1 protein-coding gene is annotated in these 606 nt (G+C 70.1%); it reads right to left on the reverse strand.

Annotated elements, in window-relative coordinates; all coding sequences use genetic code 11:
- On the reverse strand, nucleotides 1-606 hold a 606-nt coding region (locus L6Q67_RS24065; protein WP_296576205.1), incomplete at both ends, for an ATP-binding protein.

Consider the following 606-nt stretch of genomic DNA (forward strand, 5'->3'; position numbering starts at 1 on the left):
GTCAGCACCACCAGGCGCACGCCGGCGAGCGCCGGGTTGGCGCGGATCGCGGTGGCCAGCTGCAAGCCGTCCATGTGCGGCATGTGCATGTCGAGTACGGCGAGCTCGAAACCCTCGCCGGCCGTGGCGGCGCGTGCGAGTCGATCCAGTGCGCCCGCGCCGTCGGCAGAGCATTCCACCTGCATGCCCCAGCCGTGGAGCTGGCGCAGCAGGATCTCGCGGTTGGTGGCATTGTCATCCACGACGAGGGCGTGCACACGCTCGAGCGCGACGTCGCAGCGCAGGGCTTCGGCGGTGCTTTGCCCCGCCGGCAGGCACAGGTCGATATGGAAGCAGGCGCCCGCTCCGGGCCGGCTGTCGACACCGATCTCGCCGCCCATCAGGCCCACCAGGCGGCGGCAGATCGCCAGGCCGAGGCCGGTGCCGCCAAACTGGCGGGTGGTGGAGCCGTCGAGCTGGGAGAACTGCTCGAAGATCTTCTGTTGCGCATGGGGCGGGATGCCGATCCCGGTGTCCTCGACGCTGATGCGCAGGCGATAGCCGTCAGTGCCCTCGCCGAGCAGACGGGCACGCACCACGACCTCGCCACGCTCGGTGAACTTGATC

The organism is Zoogloea sp., from assembly GCF_023150065.1.
Classification (GTDB): Bacteria; Pseudomonadota; Gammaproteobacteria; order Burkholderiales; family Rhodocyclaceae; genus Zoogloea.